19 protein-coding genes are annotated in these 24,977 nt (G+C 63.8%); 3 read left to right on the plus strand and 16 right to left on the minus strand.

Going from position 1 to position 24,977, the window contains the following annotated elements; all coding sequences use genetic code 11:
* Position 1: 1 nt before the first annotated feature.
* Positions 2-934 (minus strand): arginase, encoded by a 933-nt coding sequence (gene rocF / locus AC1DZP_RS15030; protein ID WP_477303402.1) that lies wholly within the window; start codon positions 932-934, stop codon positions 2-4.
* 132 nt (positions 935-1,066) lie between these two features.
* On the opposite strand from rocF, the gene AC1DZP_RS15035 reads away from it, so the two are divergent.
* The 3 genes from AC1DZP_RS15035 to AC1DZP_RS15045 all read left to right on the plus strand — a co-directional run bounded on the left by AC1DZP_RS15035 (position 1,067) and on the right by AC1DZP_RS15045 (position 3,229).
* A complete protein-coding gene (locus AC1DZP_RS15035) occupies positions 1,067-1,507 on the plus strand; it encodes an Lrp/AsnC family transcriptional regulator (protein ID WP_095080404.1) in 441 nt (146 codons plus the stop codon).
* Between the two features lie 262 nt (positions 1,508-1,769).
* Positions 1,770-2,492 (plus strand): glutathione binding-like protein, encoded by a 723-nt coding sequence (locus AC1DZP_RS15040; RefSeq protein ID WP_477303404.1) that lies wholly within the window; start codon positions 1,770-1,772, stop codon positions 2,490-2,492.
* Between the two features lie 41 nt (positions 2,493-2,533).
* Positions 2,534-3,229 (plus strand): SDR family NAD(P)-dependent oxidoreductase, encoded by a 696-nt coding sequence (locus AC1DZP_RS15045; RefSeq protein WP_477303406.1) that lies wholly within the window; start codon positions 2,534-2,536, stop codon positions 3,227-3,229.
* Between the two features lie 41 nt (positions 3,230-3,270).
* Here the strand turns inward: AC1DZP_RS15045 and AC1DZP_RS15050 are convergent, their stop codons facing one another.
* From AC1DZP_RS15050 to AC1DZP_RS15120, 15 genes are all read right to left on the minus strand, one after another.
* Positions 3,271-4,071, minus strand: coding sequence for an SDR family oxidoreductase (locus tag AC1DZP_RS15050; protein WP_477225656.1), 801 nt, complete (start codon positions 4,069-4,071; stop codon positions 3,271-3,273).
* A 117-nt stretch (positions 4,072-4,188) separates the two neighbouring features.
* Positions 4,189-4,737, minus strand: a complete 549-nt coding sequence (locus AC1DZP_RS15055; protein WP_477303408.1) for a glutathione peroxidase — start codon at positions 4,735-4,737, stop codon at positions 4,189-4,191.
* Between the two features lie 120 nt (positions 4,738-4,857).
* Complete coding sequence (locus tag AC1DZP_RS15060; protein WP_477303410.1) at positions 4,858-5,553, minus strand: 4'-phosphopantetheinyl transferase family protein; 696 nt, start codon at positions 5,551-5,553, stop codon at positions 4,858-4,860.
* A complete protein-coding gene (locus AC1DZP_RS15065) occupies positions 5,546-5,968 on the minus strand; it encodes a hypothetical protein (protein WP_477303412.1) in 423 nt (140 codons plus the stop codon). Before AC1DZP_RS15065 ends, AC1DZP_RS15060 begins: the two co-directional genes overlap by 8 nt.
* Positions 5,965-6,312 (minus strand): hypothetical protein, encoded by a 348-nt coding sequence (locus tag AC1DZP_RS15070; protein WP_477303414.1) that lies wholly within the window; start codon positions 6,310-6,312, stop codon positions 5,965-5,967. Before AC1DZP_RS15070 ends, AC1DZP_RS15065 begins: the two co-directional genes overlap by 4 nt.
* Entirely contained in the window at positions 6,312-7,214 is a 903-nt protein-coding gene (locus tag AC1DZP_RS15075; RefSeq protein ID WP_477303416.1) for a hypothetical protein, read from the minus strand. The genes AC1DZP_RS15070 and AC1DZP_RS15075 overlap by 1 nt, the downstream gene beginning before the upstream one ends.
* A complete protein-coding gene (locus AC1DZP_RS15080; protein ID WP_477303418.1) occupies positions 7,205-10,555 on the minus strand; it encodes an amino acid adenylation domain-containing protein in 3,351 nt (1,116 codons plus the stop codon). The genes AC1DZP_RS15075 and AC1DZP_RS15080 overlap by 10 nt, the downstream gene beginning before the upstream one ends.
* On the minus strand, positions 10,552-13,788 hold the full coding sequence (locus AC1DZP_RS15085; protein WP_477303420.1) for an amino acid adenylation domain-containing protein: 3,237 nt from the start codon (positions 13,786-13,788) through the stop codon (positions 10,552-10,554). The genes AC1DZP_RS15080 and AC1DZP_RS15085 overlap by 4 nt, the downstream gene beginning before the upstream one ends.
* Positions 13,785-18,392 (minus strand): non-ribosomal peptide synthetase, encoded by a 4,608-nt coding sequence (locus AC1DZP_RS15090; RefSeq protein ID WP_477303422.1) that lies wholly within the window; start codon positions 18,390-18,392, stop codon positions 13,785-13,787. The genes AC1DZP_RS15085 and AC1DZP_RS15090 overlap by 4 nt, the downstream gene beginning before the upstream one ends.
* Before the next feature lie 24 nt (positions 18,393-18,416).
* The gene (locus tag AC1DZP_RS15095; RefSeq protein ID WP_477225662.1) at positions 18,417-18,827 is read right to left on the minus strand and encodes a hypothetical protein; all 411 of its coding nucleotides are present in this window, start codon (positions 18,825-18,827) and stop codon (positions 18,417-18,419) included.
* A 430-nt stretch (positions 18,828-19,257) separates the two neighbouring features.
* On the minus strand, positions 19,258-20,835 hold the full coding sequence (locus AC1DZP_RS15100) for an alpha/beta hydrolase family protein (protein WP_477303424.1): 1,578 nt from the start codon (positions 20,833-20,835) through the stop codon (positions 19,258-19,260).
* A 9-nt stretch (positions 20,836-20,844) separates the two neighbouring features.
* Positions 20,845-22,782: a RiPP maturation radical SAM C-methyltransferase gene (locus tag AC1DZP_RS15105; protein ID WP_477303426.1), complete on the minus strand. Its 1,938-nt coding sequence runs from the start codon at positions 22,780-22,782 to the stop codon at positions 20,845-20,847.
* Positions 22,766-23,338: a hypothetical protein gene (locus AC1DZP_RS15110; RefSeq protein WP_477303428.1), complete on the minus strand. Its 573-nt coding sequence runs from the start codon at positions 23,336-23,338 to the stop codon at positions 22,766-22,768. Before AC1DZP_RS15110 ends, AC1DZP_RS15105 begins: the two co-directional genes overlap by 17 nt.
* Before the next feature lie 73 nt (positions 23,339-23,411).
* On the minus strand, positions 23,412-23,957 hold the full coding sequence (locus AC1DZP_RS15115; RefSeq protein WP_095080443.1) for a hypothetical protein: 546 nt from the start codon (positions 23,955-23,957) through the stop codon (positions 23,412-23,414).
* Positions 23,950-24,921, minus strand: coding sequence for a hypothetical protein (locus tag AC1DZP_RS15120; RefSeq protein WP_477303430.1), 972 nt, complete (start codon positions 24,919-24,921; stop codon positions 23,950-23,952). Before AC1DZP_RS15120 ends, AC1DZP_RS15115 begins: the two co-directional genes overlap by 8 nt.
* Positions 24,922-24,977: the final 56 nt, after the last annotated feature.

The raw sequence follows: 24,977 nt of genomic DNA on the forward strand, positions 1-24,977 counted from the left end.
ATCAAAAGCTCCCGGAATGGCTGCGGGTCGGCCGGTCCATGATGCGGCGGCCCATCAGGCTCGCCGTCAGGTCGACCATCAACGTCGCGGTGCGGCCACGCTCGTCCAGAAAAGGATTCAACTCGACCAGGTCCAGGCTGGAGACGAGGCCGCTGTCGGACAGCATCTCCATCACCAGATGCGCCTCACGGAACGTCGCGCCTCCCGGAACCGTGGTGCCGACTGCGGGCGCGATCGACGGGTCGAGGAAATCAACGTCGAGACTGACATGCAGCAGCCCGTCTTCATCAGACACCCGCGCCAGGAAGGCGCGCAGCAGCGGCGCGATGCCATGCTCGTCGATGGCGCGCATGTCGTGCACGGTCACGCCCGCCTGGTTGAGCGCGCTACGCTCGGCCGGGTCGACACTGCGCAGGCCCATTGTGCAGATACGCTTGGGATCGACCGCTGCCGGTAGATCCGGAAAATAGCCGTGGAAACCCGGCTGGCCGCTGGCGTAAGCGAGCGGAACGCCGTGCAGATTACCGCTGGCGGTGGTGTCGAGCGTGTGGAAGTCCGGGTGCGCGTCGAGCCACAGCACGAACAGCGGCCGCCCGGTCTCAGCGGCGCGGCGGGCGAGACCCGACACGGTCCCGGCCGAGATCGAGTGGTCGCCGCCGAGAAAGATCGGCATGGCGTCCTCGCTCGCCGCGTAGGCGGCCGCGGCAATGGCGGATGTCCAGGCCGATATTTCGGGCAGGGCCTTCAGCGCCAGATTGCCATGCGAAATGCGTCTCGCCGGCATCGCCTGTACGGCGCCCATATCCTCGACAGCGTGGCCGAGGCCGGACAGCACTTCAACAAGTCCGGCGGTCCTCAGGGCGCTCGGCCCCATTTCGCAGCCCATTCTGCCAGCGCCGTCCTGCACCGGTGCCCCGACGATTTTGCAACGCATTGTTTTTCCCACGGTCAAGTTCGAATGCCGCGAGAGAACCATGGCGAGCCGGCGATATGAACAGGCAGAATTGGCAATTCGAAATGCATTGTTTATCGTATTGGCAGCAGAACTGGTCAAAATGGTAAGCTGATGGATACACTGGACGAACGGCTCGTAACCTTGCTGCGGCATGACGCGCGGCGCAGCGTGTCGGATCTCGCCGTCGATCTCGGCGTCTCGCGCGCCACGGTCAGGGCGCGTATGGAGCGCCTGGAACGGTCCGGCGACATCATCGGGTACACGGTGGTGCTGCGCGCCGACGCCGTCGATCAGCGCATCCGCGGTATCATGCTCATCGAGATCGAGGGCCATGCCGCCGACCGCGTGGTCCGGGCGCTGGGCGGCTTCCCGGAAGTCTCGACCATCCACACCACCAATGGCCGGTGGGATCTGGTGGTCGAACTCGGGACGGCATCACTGACAGATTTCGATGCTGTGCTACGGCGCATCCGATTGATTGCCGGCATAACGGGCAGCGAAACAAGCCTGCTCCTGGCCACGCCGCGCACCACGCGAGCACGACTAACGTAAGCAATTTGTCCATTATCCGGCATCAGGCTGACGGTGTTTATTCCGGCGTAGGCGGCGCTGGTGCCGTAGCTGCCCGCGGGCCACGGTCAAGCACGTCCTGACGCTTGCTCAGCCTCCGTCCTCGTACAGACAATTTTTCCTCAAAATCGTGCATCCGTAGATCGTCGCTTCGTGAACCGGAACCCGATTTCGTCTAGCTTGCTTCATGAGCGAATGGCGCGAAGCTGATGCCGCTTCCCCAACAGTGCAGGCAGGACGCAGCATGATCGATCTCTATTACTGGCCGACGCCCAACGGCAAAAAAATCTCGATCTTCCTGGAAGAGACAGGCACGCCTTACGCACTGAAGCCTGTGGACATCTCACATGGTGACCAGTTCACGCCTGAATACCTAAAGCTCAACGCCAACCACCGCATGCCGGCCATCGTCGATACCGAACCGAGAGACGGCGGCGCGCCCGTCGGCGTGTTCGAGTCCGGCGCGATCCTGTTCTATCTTGCGGAGAAGACCGGCAAGCTCTGGCCGCAGGACCTGCGCACCAAGTGCGATGTCGCGCAGTGGGTGATATGGCAGATGGCCAACCAGGGGCCGAAGCTGGGCGAAGCGGGTCATTTCCGCAGGCTGGGCGACAGGGAAGGCGACCAGTCCTATGCGGTACGCCGCTTCACCGACGAAGCAAACCGGCTCTACGGCGTCCTCAATATGCGACTTCGCGATCGCCGCTACCTTGCAGGTGAAGACTTCACCATCGCCGATATCATCAGCTATCCCTGGACCGTCAACTGGCAGGCACAGGGCCAGGACATCAATGAGTTCAGGCATTTCAAACGCTGGTTCGAGGAGGTCGGCGCGCGCCCGGGCGTGCAGCGTGGCCTGGCGGTGGGCGCCGACCTGTCAACCGACCAGAGCAAGCTTACGCAGGAGGAACAGGCCCACATCCGCAAGATCCTTTACAACCAGCGAGCTATTCATCTGCCTGACTGAGGGCCTGTCCCCATCACAAGGGCGCAACGTCGGAGAGAACCATGACAAGCAAAGTTGCCGTTATCGCAGGCGTGGGATCCGGCCTTGGCGCCTCGTTGGCGAGGGTATTCAGCCGCCAAGGATTCAAGCTGGTGCTGGCGGCGCGCAATGTTGCGAAGCTCGACGCGCTTGCCACCGAGACCGGGGCCGAGGTGATCTCAACCGACGTGTCGGACCCGGCATCGGTGGAAAACCTGTTCCGTGCGGTGGATGGCATCGGCCCGCTCTCGCTGGCGATCTTCAATGCGGCCGGCCGCGTGCGCGGCGGCATTGCCGATCTCGATCCGGAGGAGGTGAAAAGAGCACTGCTCGTGGGTGCCTATGGCGGCTTTCTGTTCGGTCAGCAAGCAGCACGTCGGTTGCAGGCCGCGGGCGCCGGATCGATCCTGTTCACGGGAGCCACGGCCAGCGTCAAGGGCTTTGCCAATTCCGCCGGTTTCGCAATGCCGAAGTTTGGTCTGCGTGGGCTGGCGCAGTCGATGGCGCGCGAGCTTGCGCCAAAGAACATCCATGTGGCGCATTTCGTCATCGATGGCGGCATAGCATCCAGCGACCCGGGGCGGTCGCCAGACTCGACCCCGCCCGACCGTTGGCTTTCGCCGGACGCGATCGCCGAAGCCTATCTCTCGATCCATCAGCAGCATCGAAGCGCCTGGACGTGGGAGATTGAATTGCGGCCTTGGGTGGAGAATTTTTGATGCACAAGTAGCCGACTGCAACAGCCGCCGGCCGTTGCCGGCTAATAGTGTATCGGCCCCTTGACCCCGCCGCCGCATGCGATCGCGTCGCCGTTGATGGCAACGCTTCGCGGCGAAGCGAGGAATGCAACGACGTCGGCGATCTCGGCCATATCGACGAGGCGACCGATGGTGACATTGGCGGCAAGACGCTGTTCGATCTCCTCGGGCGAAACGCCTGCCGAAGCCGCGCGGGCGGCGACCAGGGGAGCGGTCTTTTCGGTGCGGGTCAGGCCAGGATGGACCACCGTCACGTTGATCCCCTTGGGGCCCAATTCGTCGGCAAGGTTCTTGGTCAGGGCAGAGACGGCAACATTGCGGATCGAGCCGATGATCGAGCCGGTCTGGCGCGCTGCGAGGCCGCTTATGTTGATAATTCGGCCCCAGCCCGCGGCAGCCATGTGAGGAGCAGCCTCGCGCGCCATGCGAAGATAGCCCATCACCTTGACGTTCACGTCATCCCAGAACAGGTCGTCGGTGATCTCGGCCAGTTTCGGCGGCGGTGCCTGCCCGCCCGGTTTGGCCGCGGCGTTGACCAGAATGTCGAGGCCGCCGAGCGCCGCGACCGTTGCGGCCACCAGCGCTCTGACCGAGCTGTCGTCCTGTGTGTCGACGGTCAGTCCGACGATCTTGCGTCCGGTCTCCGCAGCCAGTTCGCGCGCGGCAATGTCCACATCGGCAACGTTGCGTGCGGCGATGACGAGATCGACGCCTTCCAGGGCCAACTGCCGGGCGATGGCACGACCAATTCCCTTGCTGCCGCCGGTGACCAGGGCGCGTTTTCCGTCCAGTTGCAGATCCATGACCTACTCTCCTCGGGTTAGATGGCTGGCTTTACCACTGAAGCTGCAACGCAGCGGTGCCAAGAACCTTGCAGCACGCAGCCATGGAAGGGCCGCACCAGCAGGCTGTATCTTGCGTCACACCGCCAGGAGCTTGCGGAGAGGGCCGACGATCGCCTCGTCCTGCGGCTCGGTGTCGGAGCCAAAGCGGGCGACAACGATCCCCTTGCGGTCGACCAGAAACTTCTCGAAGTTCCAACTCACCTCGTCGGGTCCGGGCGCGGCACCTTTCCCCGCCATCCGGGCCGCCAGCGTGCTACCCGGTTGGAAGACAGCCTTCGGCAGCGCCTCGATCAACGCTCGATAGAGCGGATGCTTCTGTGGTCCCTTGACTACGATCTTGGCGAACACAGGGAATTCGACACCATAGGTCAGCCGGCAGAATTCCTGGATTTCGGCGTCGGTGCCCGGTTCCTGGCCGGCGAAGTCATTGGCCGGAAAGCCGAGCACCACCAGGCCACGCTCGCGATACGATGCGTAAAGCGCCTCCAGGCCATCATACTGCTTGGTGTAGCCGCATTTGGAGGCGACGTTGACGATCAGCAGGACGCTGTCGGCATATGCACGAAGGCTTGTGGTAGAGCCGTCGGCGCGGCTGAACGGAATATCGTAGATCGAGGCGGTCATAAGCAAAAGTTCCTGCAGACAAGAAGGCCTCCGTACATTGGTCGCTTAGCCGCTCCCGTCAAGGAAAGCTGTTCTCCAGAACCAAATTGCTGGGCATCTTTCGAGACAGCCGGGTCGGTCTTACGCAGGCTGGACCATGAACGAGGCCGTACAAGGTGCCCCGCCTTCGACTGCGAGCGCCGCAGTCCAGGAACTGCCTACCGGCACATCGAGCACTCGGCAGTTGGGTCGGTGCAAGGCCGTACCGACGACGACATGTTCCCCGGCCGTCGCACTCATGGGTACGTCAAGCTCTTGAGGCGCCACGGAAAATCCGCAGCCCCACGCCTTGAGTATGGCCTCCTTGCGCACCCAGCCGCGGTAGAGGGCGGCCAGGCGGTCGCCGGGGGAGGAGGCTCTCCAGGCGGCATAGTCGCGTGGCGATGCCCACGTCGTCAGGATTTCGGCGGCATCGATGGTCTCGATGCGTTCCAGATCGACGCCGACCTCGCACTCAGATGCAAATGCGAGAAGCGCCGCCCCACCCGCATGCGAAACATTGAAGCGCAACCGTTCGCACGGCAACCGAGGCTTGCCGTGAGCGCCATACGCAAAGGGGACGGACTGTGGCTGCACCGCCAGGTAACTCGCCAGGATGCGACGCAATCCCGCTCGCGTGCGCACGAATTGTGCCCGCGCCCGGGGGCAACGCAGCCGCTCCGCGCGCCCGCGTTCTTCATCGTCGAGCAGCTCCAGCGCATCGGCTTCTGCCGTAATGCACGGCCGCACGTCGAGCAGCCACAAGTCGACCTTGCCGACGTCCGGCGGCTCAGGCATTTTCGATGTCGACCGCCACATTGGCGATCCAGCTCATGCTTTGCGCGATCGCCACAAGATCCGCAGCCGCCAAATTGTCAGGCGGGACCGCAGCCCAGGCCTTGATGAGGTCGGCCACGTATTCGTGCAGTGCCTCCCGCACCATCCTTCGCGCTTCCGGCGTCAGTGTCGCTGCACGCAGCGCCTCGTGATAGGTGGCAAATGACTGAGCTATGCGTTCCGCCGCCTCGGGGGCCTGGAGCGGCTCCTGCATCGTTTCGGCGCAGCGGGCGAAGGTCTCGGCAACGGCCGCGCCATCCTCTGGCGAGGTCCAGGCGGATTCGAGGACGCCGCGAAAGCGTGCGAAAGCGCGGGCGAAGTCGAGTTGGGGACCGTCATGGGTCCATTGCCAAGGCGATTGTTGCTCCGGGTTCATGATACAGCTCCAGAGTTGGTCCGTTTGCGCGCTTCATCCAGCAACGCGCCATAGCCATGACGTCGCGCAGACGTCTCAAGCAATACCTCGATACCGGTGCTGTCCTGCCAGGCGCCATTTTGCATCTCGACCACCTTCTCCTTGACGCGCAGTAAGATCGGCTCGGAACCGGGCAGGCCGTCGCCCAGGACGACGAACCCTCGCCAGCCCGCCTGAGGCCCGGCTGGCGCGGCGCTTGGAACCGACAACGCCCGCGCCCGGGCGGCCAGTTCCGCGGCCTCATTGGGTGCCAGCCCGAACGAAGGATTCGGCCTGCCAGAGAACATGTCCAACACCACGCGCACTACAAGACCTCCACGCCCGGTGGTACGAACAGATAACTGCAAAATTGTGTGTAGGGGCCGCGGTCGCACGTCGCCGGCGTCAGTGCGCCGGCAATGACGCGACCCTGGTTGTCGACGTTGCGGGCACTGTAGATGCCCAGCTTGTGGGCCCAGAAGGCGCCATGCGAGCGGTACCAATGGAAATCGTGTCCCGGCCAAACAGCCAGCGCCGCCAGCCGCGCCGGGCCGTCGCAGTTGGCCCTGAACCCATCGGCGATTGCAGCTCGCGCAACCGCCTCGCAGCTGAACTCGTCATACTGGCGGCCAACCCTGCGTCCGGGCTGCGCCACGAAATTGGAAACATAGTTGCTGGCATAATTGTAGCAATTGTTGCGCAGGCGCACGGAAACTGTGTTCCAGAACCAGGGGCTGTAGGCGGCGAGGATCGGCTCACAGGGCGGGCCGACCTCCGGCGGTTCGGCAGCTGTGGCCGCCTCCGCGTGGCTGGCGCGTAGCGCGGCGCTGCGGCCAGCACGGGGTGCCACCCCGTCGCCCCGCCATTCGACGCAGCGCGCTGCTTCATCGATCACTGTACGCGCAACGATCGGTCGGGCGCTTTCCAACAGCGCCAAAACGGCCTCGCGCTCGTCATCCGGCAGCCGCGCCCGTCGTGCGGAGACTAGCTCCTCTTTGGTCTCCACTGTCGCAAGCGGTGGCACGCCGACATAAAAGGCTGCCGGCGCGTCGGCGTCTTCCGGACCACTCCCCACGAGCAGGCCGCGGTAGCCAAGCGCCGGCATCGGGGTGGCAGAGGCCGGCCCGCCCTGGCGCGACATCAGCTGCCTGAAATGCTGGGCCAAAGCCGGCGGTACCTGCCATGTCGGGTTGGGACGACCGGAGAACACATCTAGCATCACACGCATGCGCCCTCTCCTTGCTCATGCAATTGTTGGCGTACATCGGCATCGCTCATTTCAAGCACCTGCAGCACGATGGCTGCTGCCGCTTCCAGCCGCTGCCGCGCCGAATCGTCAGGACCAATCGCGCGTGCAAGCTCGCGTGCGCATCGGGCCTCGAACACGCGACGCAGCGGAATCTCGATCTGCAACAGCTCCCGCAGTTGCGAAACCAGTCGCGTAGCCAATAGCGAGTGGCCTCCGAGATCGGCGAAGAAATCGTCGGTCGCGCCGGCTTCCGGGACCTTCAACACGTCGCAGAAGCACCTGACGAGCAATGTTTCAAGGGCGGTTTGCGGAGTCGCGTGCCGCCGCTGCCTCGGGGCGGCGCCGGCAAGCATCCCGGCGATACGATCGCGGTCTGCCTTGCCATTGGCGGTGAGCGGGATCTCTTCGACGACCTTGAAGGCGCTCGGGATCATGAACGGCGGCAGTTTATCCTGGAGATGGCTTCGAAAAGTCCCGGTCAAGTCGGCCTGATCGAGGTCGCACGCCGGCGAAAGCAGCAATGCCGCATGCAGTCTGTCATCACCCGGTCCGGCGCGGTGGAGCACCACGGCCGCTTCAGCCACCGCCGGGTGTGTGCGCAGTGCAGCCTCCACCTCATCTGGCTCGACACGGTGCCCACGCAACTTGATCTGATTGTCGGCGCGGCCGAGGTATTCGAGCGTGCCATCACGACGGTGCCGCACTCGGTCCCCTGAACGGTAGACCAGGGCTCCGTCCGGTCCGCGTACGAAACGCTCCGCGGTGAGGCCGGCCTGGCCGACATAGCCCAGCGCAACGCCGGCGCCGCCAATTCGCAGTTCGCCAACCACCCCGACCGGGACCGGCGCACCGGACCCGTTACACACATTCAACCGCGTGAGGGCGATTGGACGGCCAATCGGCACCGGGCCCGGTCGAATGTCGCCGGCGCGCAGAAAATGCGCGCAGCAACCAACCGTGGTTTCTGTTGGCCCGTACTCATTGACGATCAGCAATCCCGGCATGTGCGTGCGCCAGGGCTCCAGCGTCTCGCCGTGCAAGGCTTCGCCCCCAACGATGAAACAGCCGGTTGCGCAGGCGGGCGCCCGCCCTGCCGCAAGCTGGCGCAAACCTTCGAGGTGGCTTGGGGTCAATTTGACAAAGCTGTAGCGCCGGCCCGAGTGAAGCGCTTCGTCGAGCGCTTCGAGGCCCCCCCCGGCTGGCAGCAAGAACACGGTCTTGCCGCACAAGAGCGGCACGAAAAGCGTGGTGACCGACATGTCGGCGGTGATCGAAGTGCACAGCGGTGCCCCTTCGCCATCGTTCACCGGATAGACGCTCATGCACCAGCGGAGGTAGTTGAGCAATGCACGATGCGGCACCGAGACGCCCTTGGGCCGTCCGGTGGAACCGGAAGTGAACAGTATGTAGGCCGGGCTCTCGGCGTCGCGCCGCACCTTCGGGGGCGGTACGCCGGGTTGCGGTGGTTCGCGATCCACCGCGATCGAGGTGAGCCCCGTTTGCAAGTCGGATTCCGTGCCTTTGGAACCAAGAAGCACCGTCGCCCCTGCATCGACGAGCATGTCGCGGGCGCGCTGAACCGGCAATTCAGGCCCCAGCGGCACATAGGCAGCGCCGGCCTTGAGCACGGCGAGCAGTGCCATCGGCAGGTACGTGCACGGCTCGATCGCGACCCCCACGCAATCGCCGGGCTCCACGCCATGTGCGATGAGCTGATGAGCGAGACTGTTGGCGCCGCCGTCGAGCTCCGCATAGCTGAGGCGTCCGTCGGGTGCCTGGCAGGCGACTGCGTCCGGGCTAAGACGCGCTTGTGCTTCGAACAGCCCGCACAGGTCGGTTTCGGCCGACGGCATCACAGGGCCCCGCGACCAGGCTTCCAACTGATGCAGTTCGGCGGCATCCATCAGCGGAAGATCTGCCACCGAAGCTTCGGGGTCGGCCAGTGCGGCGGAAAGGAGTCGCAGGAAGCGCTCCACCAGTCGATCGGCGCTTGCCTGCTGAAAGAGATCGGTAGCGTATTCCAGTTCACCGACCAGGCAAGATGCCGTCTCGGTAAGCTGCAGGGTAAGGTCGAAGGCCGAAGTGCCACGCGCGAAATTGAACGCTGGCGCGGCATCCGTGATCGTCCTGCGCACCTGGCTGGAAGAGAGCACCTGGAACGAAACTTGAAACAGCGGGTTGCGCGACAGATCTTGTTCGGGCGCCAGGGCCGCCACCACCATGGAGAAGGGCAGGTCCTGATGGTTCTGCGCCTCACGCAGCCGCGCATGCGTACGCTCCACCGCTTCCTCGAAGCTGCAGCCGCCGCTGAAATCCAGCCGCAAAACCACGGTGTTGGCAAAAAAGCCGACGACGTCTTCGAGCTCGGAATAGGGACGCGCCGCCATCGGAGTGCCGATGGTCACGTCGTCCTGTCCGGCGAGCCGGTGCAGCAGCGCGGCAAAAGCGGCAAACAGCACGGTGAAGCGTGTTGTGTGCAGGCGGCGTGCCAATGCTTCGGCGGCCGCGGCTGCGGCTGCATCGATGGTGATCGGTGCGCGCGCCCCGCGATAACTTGGCCGGGCGGGCCGAGGATGGTCCGTGGGCAGCTCGAGTTGCTGCATGCCCTCCAGCCGCTGCACCCAGTATTTGCGGTGCTGAGCCATCCGTTCACCGGACATTGCCTCGCGTTGCCAGACGGCAAAGTCGGCATACTGCACCGGCAATGGTGGCAGGGACGGAAGCCTGCCGGTCAACAGCTCGGAATAGACCTGGCCGATTTCGGCCAGCAATTTCTCCAGCGACCATCCGTCGGCGACGATGTGATGGATCACGAGCAGCAGCAGCGATTCACCAGCAGAAAGCTCCAACAGCCGACAATGCAGAAGCGGGCCTTCGGCAAGGTCGAAAGGCTGCTGGCTGGCAGCCGTGGCAATCTGCGCGGCGCGCGCCTCCGGATCCGGCTCGCAGCTGAGGTCGTCGATCTCGCATCGCATGGTCGTTGCAGGCAGAATGCGCTGCACCGGCTGCCCTCGGACGAGCGGGAACACGGTGCGCAGCGCCTCATGACGGGCGACCACCGCCGACAGTGCCTTTTCCAGGTAACGCTGGAGGGGGACAAACGGCAGCCTCTGCGCAATCGAGATATTGTAGAAGGGATTGCCCGGAACGAGTTGGTCGAGGAACCACAGGCGATCTTGCGAGTGTGAAAGCGGGAAGTCGCGTCCGTCGCGCGGCTGGACAGGGATTTCCTGCGCCGGCCGAACCCGAATGAGGTGCTCGCGCAGCGAGCGCTTCTGCTCCGGGGTCATTGCGGTGATACGGTTTTGCAGACTGTTCAAGGCGCCCCTCTCGATTCAGCTGGTTCTCGTGAGGCGAGCAGCGCCTCGCGCTCGGCCGCTGGCAGCGACGTCAACAGCTCCAACAGCTCGTCGTCGCTGGTTTCCGGAGTCGCGGCCTGGCGCTCCGCGATCCAACCGGCAAGTTGGCGGACAGACGGGTGGTCAAACACGACTCCCGCCGGCACATCGGTTCCGAGTTGGCGTGACAGTCGTGAACTGACGCGCAAGGCCGCCAGCGAATGCCCGCCGAGATCGAGGAAGAAGTCTGCGTCAAGCGTCACCAAATGCAGCTGCAGCACCTGCGCGAAACACGCCTGGACCTCTTTCTCAAATGGCAGCACCGGATTGGCATCGCCAGCATCCGGCAGTTCTCCCGGCGGCGGCAGCGCCAGTCTGTCGCGCTTTCCGTTGGGCGTCAGCGGCAGCGCGTCGAAACGCACGATGACCGCCGGCAGGAACGCGTGCGGCAGCCGTTCCCGCAACCCGGCCAACAATCGCCGGGCATCGAAGCTTGGCGCGGGCGCGGCGACGTAGGCAACCAGGCGATCCTCCCGCAGCACAACCATGGCATCGCTGACTTCGGGGGCCTGTCGAAGCAGCGCCTCGACTTCAGCCGGTTCGATCCGGAAACCACGCAACTTGATCTGCTGGTCGCGCCGGCCGAGGCAGACGATCAAGCCGTCGCGCTGCACCCGGGCCAGGTCTCCGGTGCGGTACATTCGTGCCGCTTTGCTGCCTGCAAAAGGGTCGGCCACAAAGCGCTCGCGCGTCAGTTCGGTGGGCCCGAGATATCCAAGCGCGACACCTGCGCCGCCAATGTACAGCTCGCCCGCCACATCAAGCGGAACGGGGCGCAGCTTGCTGTCGAGCACATAGGCACGCACGCCGGTGATCGGTCGCCCGATCGGGACGACGCCCAGCACAGGAGGCTCTTGATCGGGATCGAACCAAGTGGCGTCCCAGATTTCCGAAGTCCCGTAAAGATTGTAGAGCGTGGCCTTCGCATGGTGTCGGCGGAACTGTTGGTAGAGGTCTGCCGGGAGCGGCTCGCCGGTGCAAACCCAGAACAGCAGGTGCGGCAAGTGCCGCCCGAGGTCCGGTTGCGCCTCGAGCATCATCTTCAGCAGCGACGGCACCAGCCACAGCCGCGTGACGCCGCGCGATGCCAGTAGGCGGATCAACGCAGAAGCATCCGTTGCGATCTGCTCGGAAACGATCGTGGTCGGCACACCTTGCAGCGTGGCGCCCAACAGCTCCCACAGCGAATCGACAAAGTTGATCGCGGTACGCTGACAGGCCATTTCGTTCGCATCGAAAGGATAGGCCTGCCACATCCATATGAGCCGGTTCGACACCTGGCCCCATTGAACCAGCACTCCTTTCGGACGGCCCGTCGAGCCTGATGTGAAGACGATATAGGCGGGGTCGTCGCGCCGCCAACAGACCGGTTCGTCCTTTGCCGCATTGCCGCTGCAGGGTTCGAGGACGTCGCCGATGTCGATCACGGTTGCCGGTCCGTCCGGCGGCGTTGGGCCGGTTGCCAGCAGCACGGCCGGCTTGGCGTCCGCCAGCATCTGCTCCAGGCGGTGCGTGGGATAGGCCGGATCGAGCGGCAGATAGACGCCGTGCGCCTTCAGCACGGCGTAGAAGGCCACAACTTGCTCCAACGATCGGGGTGCAGACACGGCGACCGGCACGCCGTGATCCACACCCAGGTCGCGTAACCGTCGTGCGAGCCGCGACGACGCGCGCTCCAACGTGTCGAAGTCGAGCACACGATCGTCGGCGATGAAGGCCGGAGCCGCGCCTTTGTCGCGCGCCAGACCCCGCAACAATTCGAGCGGGTCCAAATCCACACATGCATCGGCATCGCCGACGTTTGGTTCTTCGATCAGCCGCCGGCGTTCAGCATCGGAGAGCGGCGAAAAGGTCGCCAGAGTTGCAAAGGGCGCAGCGCATATGCCCCGCAGCAGGTTGAGCAGATGCTCGATAAGAGCTCCCATGTCATCGCCATGGAAACGGCTACGGTCGAACCGCAGTTTGAGCTGCAGCCGGCCACCCGGAACAGCGAGCAAGCTGAGCGGCACATTGGCACGCGCCAAGTCGACGCCGCCGGTCGTGGATTCGAGCTTGGCCGCCGCTTGCGGGAAATTCTCGAACACCACCAGCGTGTCGAACAGAGGTCGATCAGGGGCGATCTCGCAGCAGCGTTGCAGTTCGGCGCTGTCGAGGTGGTGGAAAGCCGAGCCGCGTGCCTGCGCACTCTGCAAATCCTTGAGCCATGGCACCAGTGCTGCCTGCGGATCCACGCGCACCCGCACCGGGACCGCGTTGATGAAGAGACCGATCATCTGCTCGATGCCAGGAACCTCAGGCGGTCGCCCGGAAACGACGGCACCGAAAACCACATCGTCGCGGTCCGTATAGTGGCCGAGCAGCAAAGCCCACGCACCCTGCAGTACGGTGTTCAACGTCAGGCCGTGCTGGCGTGCGAACGCCCTGAGCCGCTCCGATTCCCCTGCATCGAGGTTGCCGCTGACCTCGTTGTCTGCATCTGCAAGAGCCGCTCGGCCAGGGGGCCGCGGCAGGCCGATCTCCACCGGCTCGTCGTAGCCACGAAGCACGTCGGCCCAATATTCGCGCGCTGCTTCGAGGTCGCGCGTGGCCAGCCAGTCGATGTAGTGGCGTAGCGAGCGTCGCACCGGAGGCTGGTAGGGCGCGTTGCGGACCAGCGCGCGATAATGTTCGATCATCTCCGCTGCCAGCAGTTGCGCACTCCATCCGTCGAGCAGGATGTGATGAAACTGCCAGACAAATCTCACTTGTCCGGCACGGCCGCGGATCAGCGCCAGCCGCATCAACGGTGGACGATCGAGCACGAAGCCCGCCCGGCGGCTGTCCCCCAGGTACCCTGCCAGCTGAGCTTCGAAGGCGGCCGCGTCGAGATGTCGCCAGTCGAGCTGTTCGAAAGCCAGCGCGACGTGACGGTGAACAACTTGCACCGGCTGCTCAAGGTCTTGCCAGTGGAAGGATGTGCGCAGTGCAGGCGTGCGCCGAAGCAGTTCGTGCCACGCCGCCTGGAACGCGTGCGCATCGACGGGCTCCGGCAGCGACATCACCTCCTGCTGGATGAAGACGCCGCTTTCCGGCGCACGCAGACTGGCGACCAGCATCGCCGCCTGGAGCGGCGCCAGTGGCCAGAAGTCTTCAACGTCAACGCTGTTCGTATTCAATCTTGGCCCCCCTGCCCACGGTTGAGGCGCGACATCAACGTGACCAGGTCCTCCGCCTTGATATGACGGGCGAACCCCCCAACGTCCTCTTCTTCATCAACGTCCTCTTCAACGGATTCGGTCGGCTTCGAGGCGCGAGCGAGCAGGGCCAGTGTCTTGTGGACGAAGATGTCGTTCGGCTCGATCGACAGCCCCGCTTCACGCGCGCGGCTGACGACCTGGATGCCGAGAATGGAGTCGCCGCCGAGCTCAAAGAAATTGTCGTTGATGCCCACCTGCTCGAGCCGCAATATGTCGCCCCAGATGGCGGCGAGCCGCAATTCGGCAGCCGTCGATGGGGCAACGTACTCAGCTCCGAGTTCAGGCCGCATGCCGTCTATCTTCGGCAGGCGGTGGCGGTCGATCTTGCCGCTAACCGTCATGGGCAGCGCGTCAAGCAGCAGGAAGCGCGCCGGGATCATGTAGGCCGGCAAACGCTGGGCAAGGAAGGCGCGGACCTGCGGTACCATCTTTCGCGCGAAGGCGGATTGCAGCGGGTTGTTGGTCCAGCGCCGGCGGTGCCCGGCGCCGCCTCCAAGAGTGCGCCTCGGGATTGGCCCGCGGCCCGCCCGATTCATTGCGAGCGGACTGAACACGGCGTCGATGTGACCGGTCGCATGGCGTCCCGCAACATGAAGCTCGACCTTGCAGCCGGCCTCGACCGCGCAAGCGAGCAACTGGTCCGCGTCAAGCCCCTGCACGGTCACCTGTCCTGCGTTCGAGCGCAGATCACCGACGCAGCGCGATCCATCGCTGCTCATGACCTCCGCGGCGGCGAGCATCTCCGCCGCGACGGTTCGGCCTGGAATGTCGGCGACCAGCAGGGTTTTCCCGTCAAGTGCCCGCAACGTCCGCAGCAGCGCTTCGGCGCTGCCCACGCTCGCCCAGTCACAGGTGTCCGCCGCCTCCACAACCTCGGGCGACCAGCCGACATGGAGCATGACGTCATATCGGAAAAGCGTCAGCTCATTGTCGGCGCGGCACGGTTTGGCCAGGATCTCAATGGCCCGGATGCGGTGGAAATCCGCTGCCAGGGCAAGGAAAAATTCTGAGTCGACCGCCAACTCCTGTTCCAGCCCCAGGCGGCGCGCCACACGTTCCTGCAAGGTGGCTAGCGGCAGGTCGGACTCTGCCCGGTACAACTCCACAGAGGCTGCGAAACACTCCAGCAGCGCCAGGCTCCGCACATCACCGATGAATACGGTGCCGCGGGTACCCAGCGTCGACAACGCGGCGCCTATCACGTCGATCAGGTAGCGTTCGCTCGGGAAGTACTGCACGACCGAATTGAGGATCACCAGATCCACTGTGTCCATCGATTGGGCCGCGACCTCGTGCGCAGCGCATCGACGGAACTCGATACCCTTGATCCCGGTGGTGGCCGCATGCTTGGCCAAATGGTCAAGCGCGCCCTGCGAGATATCGGTTGCCACATAGCGACGGGCCTTGGGTGCCAGGCGAAAAGCCAGCAACCCGGTGCCGCAGCCAATTTCGAGGGCTTGCTCGGCTGCGAGAGAATTCAATCGTTCAACCGTGCTTGCCAGCCACTCTCGCATCGTCCGCTCGTCGAGCGGCAGGCCCGTGTAGCTGCTGTTCCAGCCATCGATGACGAATGCCGGGTCGGTAGCTTCCGCTATCGTACCGTAGGTTTCATCGTAGATGCGGTGCCAGTGTTCCACCTGCTCGCTGGAAGCTGCGCTCTCGAACTGTGCGTCAGGTGCGCGCGGGTCGTCGCGCTGCACCACGTATGCGACGAGACGCGCATCTCCAGCGCCGACTTCGCGCACCGCGACCGCCGCCTCGGCGATCTCGGGATGCGATTGCAATGCCGCCTCGACTTCGCCGAGTTCGATGCGGTGACCGCGAAGCTTGACCTGGCGGTCGATGCGGCCGATGAAGTCGATGCGCCCGTCGGCAAGCAATCGCACGCGGTCGCCGGTGCGATAGATGCGTTCGACAGGGCCATTGCTCAGCGGCAGCTCGACAAACCGCTCCGCCGTCAGTTGCGGCCTGCCAAGATATTCCCGCGCCAGTCCGATCCCTGCCAGGCAGAGCTCACCTGGGACGCCGATCGGCACCGGCTCTCCGTGCGCATCGAGGACGAAGGCGCGCATATTGTCGATCGGCACACCGATGGTCGGCGGGCGCGAAAAATCCTCGCATCGCTCCCATGTCGCCCAGATGGTCGTTTCCGTGGGACCGTACAGGTTGAAGAAGTGCCTGCCGGGCGCCCATTGTGCCACTATCGACGCCGGACAGGCTTCGCCTGCCACCATCAGCGTGGTGAGAGTTCGCAACCCCGATACATCGAACGCGAACAGCGCGGAAGGCGGCAACACCGCGTGGGTGACGCGTGCCTCGTCGATCAGCCGGGCGAGCCCGGGACCGGGCATTCGTTGCTCCAGTCCCGGGATCACCAGCGTGGCGCCGACGCCGACGGCGAGGCCGAGTTCGAACACGGCGGCATCGAAGCTGAGCGAGGCGAACTGCAGCACGCGGCTTTCCGCCGTCGTGTCGAGCAGTCGTCGTTGGGCCGCCAGAACATTGGCCAGTCCACGCTGCTCGATGACCACGCCCTTCGGCTGGCCCGTCGAGCCTGAAGTGTAGATGATGTAGGCCACATCACCTGATGCGCGCTCAGTTGCCCGCGGGGCCGTGGCGCTGTCGCGCACCATCGCGCTGACGAAGAGTGGCCGGCATTCGAGCAACGACAGCGCGCCCTCGACACGGCCCCACGCCGCAGGCTCGGTGAGGATGTGGCGCGCCCCGGTATCCTCGGCAACATAGCGCAAGCGCTCGATCGGAAGATCGATATCGAGAGGTACGAACGCCGCGCCTGCCTTCAGCGCGGCGAGTATCGCGACCACGGCCGCAGGGGAACGGTCGAGCAGCAGCAGTACCGGTTCGCCCGGCCGAACGCCGGCCTCCTCAAGTCCGGCGGCGAGTTTTTCAGCCTGCTGATCAAGCGCCCCATATGTGAAGGTGCCCGCGGGGCCGGCAAGCGCGATACGCTCAGGTGCGTTGGCTGCGAAGCGCTCGAATTGCTGGCGGAGCGGCGTCTCGTCGAAGGCGACCGCTTTGCCCTCGGACGCGTGCCGGAACCGGCGCCGCTCGTCCCGGTCGAGCATCGCGATCGTATCGATCGGTTGCTCGGGGTCCGCCGCCGCCGAGTTCAGCAAGAAGCAGAAATGCCCGACCATGCGCGCGGCCGTCTCGGGATCGAACAGCGCAGTGCTGTATTCCATGCCTCCGGAAATCCCGCCGGCATGCTCATGCAGGTGGAATGCGATATCGAAAATGGAGGTTCCGCGTTCGATGGAGACCACCGAATCCTGAGCCGGCAGTGCACTGCCGCTATCGATGTTCCATGCGTTCTGCAGCACCAGCCCGATTTGAAACAACGGATTGCGGTTAGGCTGGCGCTCGGGCTGAAGCGCTTCGACCAATTTCTCGAAGGGCATGTCCTGATGTGTGTAGGCATCGAGCGCGGTCTGCCGCACACGGCGCACCAGTTCGCGGAAGGTTGGTCTGCCGCTGACGTCGATGCGAAACACGAGTGTATTGACGAAAAAACCGATCAGCGCCTCGACCTCGGGCCGCGTGCGATTGGCGATCGGGGCGCCGATCGCGATGTCCTCGTCGCCTGTGTAGCGCTGCAGCATCGCGGCAAGGCCTGCCAACAGCACCATGAACAGGGTAGCGCCTTCTTCGCTTGCCACCCGTTTCAGCAAAACGAGCACGGCGGCCCCGATGCTCAACTCCTCGAAATCGCCTTCGAAGCTCGGCTCATCCGGACGCGGTCGGTCCGGCACCAGCGCCAATTGCGGCAGATCGGCGAGCTGCCGGCGCCAATAGGACAGCTCCGTCTCCAGCCGCTCGCCGCTGAAATACTGGCGCTGCCATTCGGCGAAATCGGCATACTGGATCGCCAGAGGTTGCAGCGGGGAGGGCCGGTTTGCGACGAACGCCCCATAGGCGGCAGCCAGCTCGCGCAGCAGGATCTGCATGGACCAGCCGTCACAGGCGATGTGATGCAGGGTCAGCAGGAGCCAGTGTTCGTGCATCGACAGCCGCAGCAAACGTGCGTGCACCATGGGCCCATGCCGCAGATTAAACGTCAGCCGCGCCTGTTCGCCGGCCTCGCGGCGCGCTGCCTTCTCGCGCTCCTTCGGCTCAAGATGCATTAGGTCGAGCAGCGGCATCGGCACCGGGCCGGGTGGCATCACCTGCTGCATCGGCTCGCCTGCAATGTCAGTGAACACAGTGCGCAGGGCGGCATGGCGTGAAACCACGTGATCAAGGGCGCGCTTGAGCGCCGCCACGTTGAGAGGGCCGCGCAAGGGCAAGTTCAGAGGCACATTGTAGAAAGGGCTTGCCGGCGCGAGGCGCTGCATGAACCACAGGCGCTGCTGGGCCCAGGAAAGCGCTGCCGGGCCAGGGTGACTGCGGGGCGACAGTAGCGGATCATCTGACGCGGGGGGCTGCAGTCCGGCCGAGCCAAGCAATTTGCCGAGCAGCGAACGACGTTCGGCACTTATGTTGCCGGATATGGGGATTGCCGTCATATGCCGACCCCAAACAGAGCAATGTCATTCGTCGGATTTGCCGCTCGCCAGTGTCTGCAGGTCGGCCAGGTAGTCCGAAAAATTCGCGCGTGCCTTTTGCTGAGCTTCGTCGTATGCGGACGCCAACTGCTCGCCCAAGTCCTTCATGGTCTGCCCGACGCTGTTCTGATGCTTGCTCATCACTTGCCCGTACTGGCGCGCGTGATCGAGCCAAGCAGACGCGGCGCGCTGTTGCGCGTCGTCCCCGTTGCCAGCCTCGCTCAACGCCCGCTGCCACGAGGCCATGATTTGTTGGAGTTGATCACGGGCCGGGACTTCGGCCTCTTCCAGCTGCTGGCGGCTGCGGCCGTAGAGTTCCTGCGCGCGCGCTGCATATTGCTGCGCCACCTCAAACCCTTTCAGGCAGTAGTTCGAATAGGCATTTTCAGCACTCATGGCGAGCTCCCGCGATCGTGGGCCCTCTGACGGCTCAGGCGCAGAACGTCGCTTGGAAGCGACTTCGTCGGACGCGCGACTTCTACGTCGGACCATGCCGGCCCTCCCGAAAAAACTAGTCGGAGGTAGCGTTGCCGAACGGTCTCGTCTGTCGCTTCCAAGACAAACAGACTCCTGATCGGCCTCCAAATCGGACGGCTTCACTACGCTCTAGCGGCTCGCATCTGCGCCGCACAAGCAACTTAAAGTTTGCAATGCCCATCGTCAACAGATTTATTTTAGTCTGTATTATTAAAATAAAATTGTTATAGAAAGAAATACTGCAAAAAATTTTCTATAAGCGCCATGACCGAGGTCAGGTGCCGATAATTGCTATATATCGTCGAACGCCTCGCCAGAATGTATTTGGCAAAGCGTGACGCAATCGGCGTCAACGTCGCGGTTTGGGTGCACTGGCAGCAAGTCCGGCAATCCACCCAGCAACGGCTGCGAGATACTCCGGGTTCGGTGGCAGATCCTGGCGGTAACGCTCCGGCGTCGACATTTCGGGCTCGAGCCGGAATAGATGGTCGGCGTTGTGGATTTCCTTGTATGTGGAGCGGACATTGTGGCTGCGGGCGGCGCGGTGCAGCGCTTTGGCATCACGGTCTGCCGATGTCTGAATGTCTTTGTCGCCGTGCAAGATCAGCATCGGACAGCGGACGGCTCCAACCGCTGCGCGTGGATCGGTTTCGAGAACGGCCGGATCGGTGAGCGGTCTCAGGCCCCCGAGCCGCAGTTCCGCGCCATCTGTCCTTGCTTCCCGGTCGAGCCACTKCCGTAGTGCCGCGTCTCGCTTGCCGGCCTCTTCTTCCGACACGTGCAGGCGTGCGCTCTCGCGTGCATTCTGTTCCATCAGGATATCGCGCAACGGCCTGCCCGGGGGGGCAAGCAGGATCAGGCCGGCCGGCGCCAGGGCCGGGTCGGTCGACAACAGCTGCAGGATCACAAGGGCGCCCAGGCTATGACCGGCTGCGAAAAGATGCAGGGCATCGATGTCGGCGCGCGCGGCGAGCCAGCGCCAGGCGGCGGCGGCATCGGCCAGCCGCGTCGCGCCCAAGGGGCGGTCGGCCTTGCCGAATCCGGTTTTGCCTGCTCCGCGCGCATCTATCGCCAGGCTGGCTACGCCGACTTGCGCGAGCGCATCCATCGTCTCGAGTGTCTTCAGGCGCATGCCGGGCGCACCGCCCCAGCGGGTGATGGAGCCCGATCCATTCAGGAACAGGCAGGCCGGACTAGGCCCGGCGGGTTTGCGTCCGTGCACGAACAGGCCGTGCAGCGTGATATCCTCGCTTTCGATCGTAACTTCTTCGCGGTCGATGCCAGGGGGAGGCGGTGGTGGTTCGATGCTTTCCTCGGCGCCGCGAAGGGTCTCAATCGGCGCCGCGTGGAACACCGGCGTGCCCGCCCGCCCGATAAGCGTTCCCTTCTCGTCCATTCCCACGGCGGAGACCAGGGCGCCACTGGCGCTCATGTTGAGCCGTATGCCGATCGACGTCTCCCAGTCCAGCGCTCCGGCGGGCGCGACGTCGAAGTCGCGCACTGCCAGCGCTTCGGGTGAAAAGTAGTGAAGTTTGCGCGGACCTTCATCGCGATCGAGCGCGGCAAGACAGCGCGAAAGCTGAAGAAGTAAATTCTGTTGAAGCACGAGGTCGGGTGCGACAGTCAGCGCCAACTCATGCTCGTTGCCGTCGCGCAAGGTCAGGAGCGCACGGTTCTGACCGAAAACGGCGCGGTGAAGCACGGCGCCGGATGAAAACAGCGAATAGGTCGCAACCTTGCCGTCGTCACCGATTTCAATGACTGCCGCTTCTTGAACAGGCTTGGGTCCGCCAACCTTCTCGGCGTGCGTGGTCCAGTGATATTCGTCGACGGTCGACGCTACCCGCCGCCGCGCCTGTTCGACGAAGAGTTCGCCGCGAAGCAAAATTTGGAAACCCTCCATGAGAGGCAAATCGATTGGCTTCATTGCACCGGCTCAGGTCACCGCCGCTTCGTCTTGTCGGGCAAAGCGCATCGATGGCGCCGCCATATCCACGTGCTCGGCATCCTGGCTCGTGTCGGCGGCAACTTGGATCGCCAGCGCAAGGTAGAGATCGTCCTCCTGGAGAACGAGGTCGTTTTGGATGAAGCCTTGCACCGTTTTGGCCACGGTTTCCTCGTCCCATGCGCGATCGGGCGCAACGCCGCGCAAATTGGCGGTGAGAGAAGCAATGGATTGAATGCTGTCGAGGCCGAGATAGACGAGCCGATCGTCCCCGACCAATATGTAAGGGCGAACCGGGTGATCCGGCCGCAGGTCGATGATGGTAACCAGATCGGTGCCGACGATAGCGCTCAGCGCGGCGTGCCGGTGCTCCTGCTTCCAGTCCTGCGCCTCGCGCCAGGCGCGATTGATCCCCTCCAGCGTCTGCGCGTCGGTGGTCCCGCGGTAGGTGAAGAAATAGGCGATGCGCGCCCGTGCACCTGGTGAAACGCCCGGGTAGCAAAGGTCATAGGATGGGTATGGCTTGATGTCGGAAAGCCCGAAATCGTCCGGCCGGTCGAACATCGGCGAGAATCGGTCCAGCCGAAACGCAGCGAAGGACGACGGCGGGGTCAGGTGACGTATCGACCGCATGAAACGGATGGCTTCCTCATAGTCCTCCGGCCGTTCCCCAGGAAAGCCGCAGAGAACGTTCCAGGTGACCAGCATCTTGTGCTGGCGGACCCATTTCAAGGTCTGCACATTCTGGATGCCGCGAATGCCCTTGTCCATGAGCTTGAGCACATGCGTGTTCAGGTGCTCGATTCCGGGCTGCATCCAGGTCGTTCCCAGGCGTCTGAGAACCCCGATCTGGTCCTTCTTGAGGTTTGCCTTGGTCTCGTAGAACAGCTGCAGCTTGGTGCCGTCCTCCACCAGGGACGGAAACACCGTCGCGAAGTAGCGCATGTCGACAATGTTGTCGGTTGCGAAAAAGGTATGAATCCCCGTGCTGTCCCGCAGATGGCGGAACTCGGCCAGCGCGCGGTCCGCCGACTTTGCTCGGTAGCCGATACCGAGGCCGTTGAGGCCGCAAAAGGTGCAGTGGTGCTTTTCGCCCCACCAGCATCCGCGCGAGGTTTCGATGGTTAGCTCCGGTTCGATGAATTGCGGCGCCGTGGACCGCTCGAACGCGGCGAGGAAATCGCTGTGATCGGGGAAGGGGAGGCTGTCCATGTCGCGGATCGCAGCTTGTGGCACGAGGCTCTCGACGGTTTCGCCTCCCGCGCCACGATAGACGAGGCCGCCAATGGTTGACATGTCCGAACCTTTGCGAACGGCCTCGATCAACTGCGGAAAACTCGTATCGGACTCGCCGCGGCAGACCGCATCGATGAAGCTGAAGCTGCGATGCAGTTCAAGCCCCATCTCACCCTCGCAATTGGCGCCGCCGAACACGACATGCAGGTTTGGCGCGCGCGCCTTGAGCGCCTTGGCCATGGCAAGGCTCGCGAGGTTCTGCTGAAAGGTGCTCGAGAAACCGACAATGTCGACGTCTTGAAGGTCGATCGTTTCCGCCAGAGCGTCGATGTACTGGGGAGCCTGCTCCCGTGCATAGCGGATCTGGCCCAGGAAGGCGTTGGGGTAGTAATCGCCCGGCGTGGTCCTGGCATATCTATCGAAGGCCTCGTCGGGTAGCGCGTCGTGTCTCCAAAGTGCGCGGCTGAACACCCATTCCCCCGGCAGGTCGTGCGTCGGAGCGCTTTGCGCGATCCGCTGATAGAGCGGAAAGCCGATGCGGTCGGCAAAGCGGTGATTGGCGTAGAATACGTCGCATGCAATGCCTTGCTGTCGCAGACGCGCGGCAAACAGGCTTACGCCCAGGGCCGGCCTTTCGATCGGCAGGAACGGCATCACGCACAGCAGCACTTTCGAATTAGCGGCCTTTCGCATTGGCGGCCTCCGAGGCTTGCTGTGTTCGCCGATCCAGTTCGGCGAGGCGGACTTCCAGCCGCGACAGGCTCGCCAACCGGCTCTCCAGAACCGAAATGCGCGCGGCGAGAGGCTCGATCGCCTTGCCAACCGTGCTTCCAGACTTGAAGGAACCGGTGACGGCGATCGCCGTCACCGCAACCGCCACGGCCACGGCTTCGGCAATGATCGCCACGTCGACGTCGACATAGGCAAACGCACCGGCCAGGTCGGTCGGGTTGGCGATGCCGACTTCAGGATGATGCGCAAGGATATACTCGCGCAGCCGGTCGAGTTCCCCGCGGCTATGCAGCTCGACCACGTGAGGGTCGAAGAACAGCCGGATGATTGCCTTCTCACGGTCGCCAAGCGCAATCGTCTGGTCGGCGGCCACGCCATAGGTCCGCAACACCGTTCCGGGATGATCGCAGAAACTGTCGAGCACTCTGCGATCGGCAGCGATGTCGTCGCGCAGCCGGGCCAGCCCGACCGGTGGAGGTGCCGTCACAAATTCCCGCAACAGTTCCCTTTGCCGCATACCAGCCCTCCAGTCTCCACACGGACGAAGACACGGGGGTGAACGCTATGGGCGTTCACCCGGTGATGCCGCGTCAGCGAATGCGCTGCTCGAGACGGGTGACCTTCGCATCGAGCTTGTCGACAAGATTGACCCGAGCCTCGAGCGCCGCCACCTTGGCGCTGAGAATTCCCGCCTCGGCCTCGATCGTTGCCAGCTTGGAAAACCTGTCGGCTGCACCCGCCACAACGATCGCCGCGACGGCCACCGCAACGGCGACGACCTCGACCTCGATAGCCACGTCGAAGTCCGCGACCGCCACTGCGTGGGTGTCGCCGGGATTGGTGATCACGATTTCCCTGTACTTGTCGGTGATGTGGGCGCGCAGGTCGTCGATCTTGCCGCTGTTGTACAATTCGATGACGCGAGGATCGGAGAACATCCGGATCATCGCCTTTTCACGGTCGCCGAGCTTGATATCGCCGCTCACCGCAAGGCCGTGATCCTTCAGCACCGCTGACGGTTTGTCGACGAATTTCTCGAGCAGGCTCGGGTCGGACGCAAGTCTTTCTGACAGGTTCCTGACTTTTTCCGGAGGGTTATCGCTGACGAGTTTTCTGATGAGATCGCTATCATGCATGGTCTATGGCCTCCTGCCGGGATGAGGCGATTGGCGTATGCCGGGTGGACTGGTCCGGCCATTCTGCCTCGGGTTTTTGATGAGCCAGCCGATAACGGTAAAGGACGTCGTCGCGCCGCTCGCGCCAATGGTGGGCAAGCACGTCGCGCACCAATGCATCGTCATAGAGCGCGCGGCATGCGTCACAGTGATGATTGAAACGGTTCTCCCAGTCGATGCGTGGATCGATCGTGGAAGCCCAGGCGAGTATGTGCTCCGGCCCCTCTACCGCGAGCCATATCTTCAGGAAATCATTGCCGGCGGCTTCCGCGAGTTCCACGAGCGTAGCCTCTTCAAGCGACCCGATCTGCATTTCGGGAATCTGTTCGCGCGTCAAACCGCAGCAGGCGCCGACCTCGCCGCGCGGATTGACCACCATCGTGTCCAGCACGCTTTCACAGGGCGCGCGGCGGTGAATGTTCATGTGGTTGGTCAGGCTGGCGGGGCCATGCCGCACGGAATCGCGATCCTCCATCGCCATCCAGGGACTGTCGAACACAATGAGGTTGGGATGGTCGCGGATCGCTGCCATCTCCGGATGAGAGAGCAGTCCCTGGGCATGAAAAGTCCGGTCCATTTCGCGTTCCACCACGACGACGGCATTCATGCCGAGCCGGATCGCTGCGGCTGCGCCATAGGCGATGCGCTCGACCGGTACGAACTGCTGATGGTGGTCGCCGGTGCTCAAGTTGATTTCACGCAGGCCAGCCCTGTAGAGCGGCTCGAGGCGTGCGTGCGCGGCTTGCACCGACTTCGCCCAATAGCCGTTGGTGACACACCGGCTGGCGAGCCCTCGCTCGGTGCAGCGCGCAACCGCCACGACAAGCTCATCTTCCAGCATGAAGCATTCCCCGCCGGAGAACACCACAAGCTTCATCGACGGCATCTCCGCCGCCTGCTCAATGGCATCGAGCATGCGCCACAACGGCAGTTTCTCCGCGATCCCGGGATGCGACGCGAAGCAGCAGTTCTCGCAGGCGG

The sequence above is a fragment of the Mesorhizobium sp. P2_F8 genome, assembly GCF_056403655.1.

Coding starts and splice junctions, on each gene's coding strand:
- rocF (WP_477303402.1), bottom strand. CDS start 934: ATGCGTTGCAAAATCGTCGGGGCACCGGTGCAGGACGGCGCTGGCAGA.
- AC1DZP_RS15035 (WP_095080404.1), top strand. CDS start 1,067: ATGGATACACTGGACGAACGGCTCGTAACCTTGCTGCGGCATGACGCG.
- AC1DZP_RS15040 (WP_477303404.1), top strand. CDS start 1,770: ATGATCGATCTCTATTACTGGCCGACGCCCAACGGCAAAAAAATCTCG.
- AC1DZP_RS15045 (WP_477303406.1), top strand. CDS start 2,534: ATGACAAGCAAAGTTGCCGTTATCGCAGGCGTGGGATCCGGCCTTGGC.
- AC1DZP_RS15050 (WP_477225656.1), bottom strand. CDS start 4,071: ATGGATCTGCAACTGGACGGAAAACGCGCCCTGGTCACCGGCGGCAGC.
- AC1DZP_RS15055 (WP_477303408.1), bottom strand. CDS start 4,737: ATGACCGCCTCGATCTACGATATTCCGTTCAGCCGCGCCGACGGCTCT.
- AC1DZP_RS15060 (WP_477303410.1), bottom strand. CDS start 5,553: ATGCCTGAGCCGCCGGACGTCGGCAAGGTCGACTTGTGGCTGCTCGAC.
- AC1DZP_RS15065 (WP_477303412.1), bottom strand. CDS start 5,968: ATGAACCCGGAGCAACAATCGCCTTGGCAATGGACCCATGACGGTCCC.
- AC1DZP_RS15075 (WP_477303416.1), bottom strand. CDS start 7,214: ATGCGTGTGATGCTAGATGTGTTCTCCGGTCGTCCCAACCCGACATGG.
- AC1DZP_RS15090 (WP_477303422.1), bottom strand. CDS start 18,392: ATGACGGCAATCCCCATATCCGGCAACATAAGTGCCGAACGTCGTTCG.
- AC1DZP_RS15095 (WP_477225662.1), bottom strand. CDS start 18,827: ATGAGTGCTGAAAATGCCTATTCGAACTACTGCCTGAAAGGGTTTGAG.
- AC1DZP_RS15105 (WP_477303426.1), bottom strand. CDS start 22,782: ATGCGAAAGGCCGCTAATTCGAAAGTGCTGCTGTGCGTGATGCCGTTC.
- AC1DZP_RS15110 (WP_477303428.1), bottom strand. CDS start 23,338: ATGCGGCAAAGGGAACTGTTGCGGGAATTTGTGACGGCACCTCCACCG.
- AC1DZP_RS15115 (WP_095080443.1), bottom strand. CDS start 23,957: ATGCATGATAGCGATCTCATCAGAAAACTCGTCAGCGATAACCCTCCG.